This window comes from Marinobacter sp. L-13 (genome assembly GCF_056857715.1).
The window spans coordinates 1-3,802 of record NZ_JBSXNQ010000020.1 but is presented as its reverse complement, the minus strand read 5'-3'; the positions used below and the strand labels follow the sequence as shown (position 1 = coordinate 3,802).

The 3,802-nt window shown below is 54.7% G+C and carries 6 protein-coding genes; 1 reads left to right on the top strand and 5 read right to left on the bottom strand.

The window, feature by feature from the left end; all coding sequences use genetic code 11:
• A partial coding sequence (tnpA, locus tag AC13DD_RS00915) for an IS66 family insertion sequence element accessory protein TnpA (protein WP_482930717.1) occupies positions 1–189 on the top strand: 189 nt, incomplete at its 5' end.
• A gap of 126 nt (positions 190–315) precedes the next feature.
• Here tnpA (AC13DD_RS00915) and AC13DD_RS00910 read toward each other — a convergent pair.
• The 5 genes from AC13DD_RS00910 to tnpA (AC13DD_RS00890) all read right to left on the bottom strand — a co-directional run.
• Positions 316–1,281, bottom strand: coding sequence for a LysR substrate-binding domain-containing protein (locus tag AC13DD_RS00910; RefSeq protein WP_482930716.1), 966 nt, complete (start codon positions 1,279–1,281; stop codon positions 316–318).
• A gap of 30 nt (positions 1,282–1,311) precedes the next feature.
• The gene (locus AC13DD_RS00905; protein WP_092031717.1) at positions 1,312–1,581 is read right to left on the bottom strand and encodes a hypothetical protein; all 270 of its coding nucleotides are present in this window, start codon (positions 1,579–1,581) and stop codon (positions 1,312–1,314) included.
• Entirely contained in the window at positions 1,571–3,172 is a 1,602-nt protein-coding gene (tnpC, locus tag AC13DD_RS00900) for an IS66 family transposase (protein WP_482930719.1), read from the bottom strand. Before tnpC ends, AC13DD_RS00905 begins: the two co-directional genes overlap by 11 nt.
• Complete coding sequence (gene tnpB, locus AC13DD_RS00895; protein WP_482930718.1) at positions 3,063–3,542, bottom strand: IS66 family insertion sequence element accessory protein TnpB; 480 nt, start codon at positions 3,540–3,542, stop codon at positions 3,063–3,065. Before tnpB ends, tnpC begins: the two co-directional genes overlap by 110 nt.
• Positions 3,543–3,592: 50 nt before the next feature.
• On the bottom strand, positions 3,593–3,802 hold a 210-nt coding region (gene tnpA / locus AC13DD_RS00890), incomplete at its 5' end, for an IS66 family insertion sequence element accessory protein TnpA (RefSeq protein ID WP_482930715.1).

Sequence of the window (3,802 nt, the reverse complement as noted above, 5' to 3'; positions counted from 1 at the left end):
TTTTGCAAACAGGAAGGTGTTGGCTATGCCAGCTTCTGCAACTGGCGCAAGCGCCTGTCGGCTCAAACGAATAGTGGTACTTCCGATTCCGGCGAAGCGGGTTTCCTGGATCTCTCTTCACTGATGGGTGCCTCATCGACCTTACAGCAGCGCCAAGGGCGGGTTGGAATCCGCTCACCCGGGTGCTGAATGCAAAGCAAGCCAGTTACCCGGGCGCTAAACACACCGATCCACATGGCTTCATCTCGGGCTGGACCAGTGGAACACAAACCAACATGATTAAAACCTGTTATTCCCGCAGTTTTAGCTCAAAATTCAGTGAAGAGATTTGAGTTCGTCAACCAGAGCCTGGGCAGCACTGCCTAATGGGCTATCTTTTAGAAAACTTAAGCCAATCGGCCCAAAGGAAAGCGACTTTTCCATGAGTAACGGGCTAAGAAGACCAGCAGAAATATCGGGCTGAACTGCCTGTGCAGGGAAAGCACCAATATAGTTTGTATCCATAATCAATCTACGGTTTGTCACAATCGAAAGGGATTCACAAGCAATTTTCGGAAGGTCCAGACTACGTTCGTGGAACTCGGCCTCAAGCATATATCTTAGGGTGGTCTCCGGAAGAGGCATAATCCACGGCCACTCCTGAAGATCATCAATAGCTAACTTTTTTCTTTGTAAAATAGGGTGGCCAGGGCGCACAACAAATGCGACCTCCTCTTGAAGAAGCGGTATTAATTCTAGCCTTTCTCTATAGTTATACCCAGGCAGCCTGCCAACAATGAAATCTATCGCGCCTTGCCTAAGCTGAGGAGTAAGGCTATCGTATGAGCCTTCGATTATCGTAACCCTCACGTTTGGCGATCGTTCATGAAACCTAGCTACAGCTTGTGGGAGAATATTAGCGGCTCCGGCCAGTAAAACGCCCACAACGATATGGCCGCTTAACCCTTTCTGGCTGTCATGAACCTCTTGTGCTAATTGCTCTAGCTGGGCAAACATGGCTTGCGCTCGTTCAGCCACTTTAGTACCCAGCTCTGTTGGGTAGCTACCCTGACTGGTCCGAACAAATAATTCTGCTCCTAAGTCCGATTCCAGTTCATGAAGTATTTTGCTTATTGCAGGTTGGCTCAGCCCTAGCTCATTAGCGGCACTCATCAAACTCCGGTTCCGAGCCACCGCCAGTACAGCTCTGAGTTGTTGCAGCTTAATTCTACGAACCCATGAAAAGTCCTGCATATAAATTCCAATAATGGTTGTCGCATCAATACTGTTTTTCAGAGGCAACGTAAGCGTTCATTCCACGACGTAGTTGACCTACTTCACGTCACGGAGGGGCCTTAATAACTCCGGCGAGACCTTGTACTGCTTCCTGCCATCCTCACCCAGCACGATCACACTCTTGCGGTTGATCTTGGTGACGATCCCCAACACCGGTCCTTCCCGGCCCTCGAAGGTCACTTTAAGGCCAACCCGCAATTGACTCAAGGCTTGCAGGGTTTCTTGCTCTTGTAGTTCATCAATTCGCTGGCAGATATACTGATTCAGTTCCAGCAACTGGTCGATGCTCATGTCCTCAATGCGCACGGACGGTGGCCTCCGGCTGTTTGCTCTGTCGATCAGGATGGCGTGGGTCGATCAGCGCCCGTAACGGGGTCTCGGCGAACCGAGTTTTCCAGAGTCGGGGCGTCAGGTCGCTGACTTCACGGGCCGGGTGCTGGCTGATGCGTTGCAATACGTCCACCAGATACATGTACGGGGTAATATCGTGCAGCTTGCAGGTGCTGATCAGGCTCTGGATGATACCCAGGTGTTCAGCACCCAGTTCGGTCCAGCAAAACATCCAGTTTTTCTTGCCCATTGGAATCGGCTGCAGGGCCCGCTCCAGGTGGTTGGTATCGGGTTGTACGTCCGGATCTTCCAGGAGCACCGTCAGACTCGCTTCCCGGCCGAGCACGTAATTCAGGGCTTTGGTTAGCGGTTCACTGGGCAACAGGCCGCCTTGCGCCAACTGATCCCGGCACCATTGGAAGAAGCCGCTGACGACCGGCTTCGTATGGTCCAGCCGGTATTGACGCTTCTTCTCGCCGGTGAGTTCCTTTGCCTTAATGGCATCTTCAATCTGGTACAGCTTCGCGATCTGTTGCAGGGCTTCGGTGGCCTTCTCAGGATGGTCCTTCTGGGCCTCAACGAAGCAACGGCGACTGTGCACCCAGCATTGAGCATGGGTAATACCTTTCTGGGCCGCGGCATAGCGGGCATAAGCGGTATAACCATCGCTGATCAGAGTGCCACTGAATTGGTCGTTCAGAACCTGCTCGATGTGCAGTCGGCCCCGACTGTTCGAGTAGGTAAACACCACTTCGTCGTCATCACCGTATAGGGGCCAGAACCAGCCTGTTTTCATCTTGCCTTTCTGCGGACCTGCCCGGCCCTTATGGCCCGCTTTGATGGGCGTTTCATCCATGGCCAGCACCCGGCTGCGCAGCACGTTGTCGGTCTGGGCGTCCACAATGGGCCGAAGCAGGTCGATGGCACGCTTCACCAGGTTGGTCAGGGTGCTGCGGCTGAGGGTAATACCTGCTTGTTGAATGCGCTGGTGCTGGCGATACAGCGGCAGGTGGAACTGGAATTTGTCCACCAGCAACCCGGCCAGCAGGCTGACATCGGCCAGGCTGTTGTCCAGCACGTTGAACGGGGCCGGTGTGGTGATGGGCTTATCACTGCCTTTACGCCGGAACACCGGGCGCTCACACTTGAGCACCACATAGCTGGAGGCGCGCTGGGCCAGGCGATAAGTCGTTTTAGTACCAATGATGTCGTACTGGTCGGCGTCCGGCCCGGTCAGTTCCGGTGGCAGTTGCTCAATGACTTCCACCGGCACATCCGCCGTAAAGCGCAGGCCGGTGTCGTTCAGACAGTCGTCGTCCCGATGCTTCTTGCCGGTGCCGCGTTGATAGGCCTTGATGGTACGCTTCTCTTCCTCCCCAGGCTTCTCCGGCAGTGGTGCTTCACCGGAGGTGAACAGGCTATCCTGTTCTGGGATATCATAAACCTGCTTCTCGGATTTAGGGCCGAACAGCTGCTTCTTGAACCAGTCCAACTGGAGTTTCAACTGCCGAATGGCTTCCGCCTGAGCATCCAACTGCTCGCGCTGCAACGCATTCTCCTCGGCCAGGGCCGAGTAGGAAGGTGCGTTGGACTGGGATGTGGAAGCCATTGAATTCATGGCCGATATTATACCGGAAGTCCGCCATCTGTACGCCTTGAAAACGCTTGAACTGGCGGTATTTTTGCACTTCGATGCCATCGATCAGCAGTTGCAGATCCGTCAGGGTCAGGGCTCGCTGGCCAGACGCGGATAACGGCACCCGGAACTGCCCCTGCTCCAGGCGCTTGGCCCACAGGCAATAACCGGTGGCGGTAAAGTACAGCATCTTCATCTGAGTCTTGCGACGATTAACGAAGACGAAATACTGGCCGCTGAGCGGATCGTGCTTCAACTGATTCCGGACCAGGGCACTCAGGCCCCGGAACGATTTGCGCATGTCGGTGGGCTCGGTACACAGCCAGATGCGCGCCTGGCTATCGAGCCCGATCATCCGTTCTGGCTCAGCCGCAGCTCGACGCCATTGCCCAGGCTGAGCACAATGTTCCAGCCGGGCCCGGTCGATGAGGCACCCATCAGTGAAGAGAGATCCAGGAAACCCGCTTCGCCGGAATCGGAAGTACCACTATTCGTTTGAGCCGACAGGCGCTTGCGCCAGTTGCAGAAGCTGGCATAGCCAACACCTTCCTGTTTGCAAAA

Coding starts and splice junctions, on each gene's coding strand:
- tnpB (WP_482930718.1), bottom strand. CDS start 3,542: ATGCGCAAATCGTTCCGGGGCCTGAGTGCCCTGGTCCGGAATCAGTTG.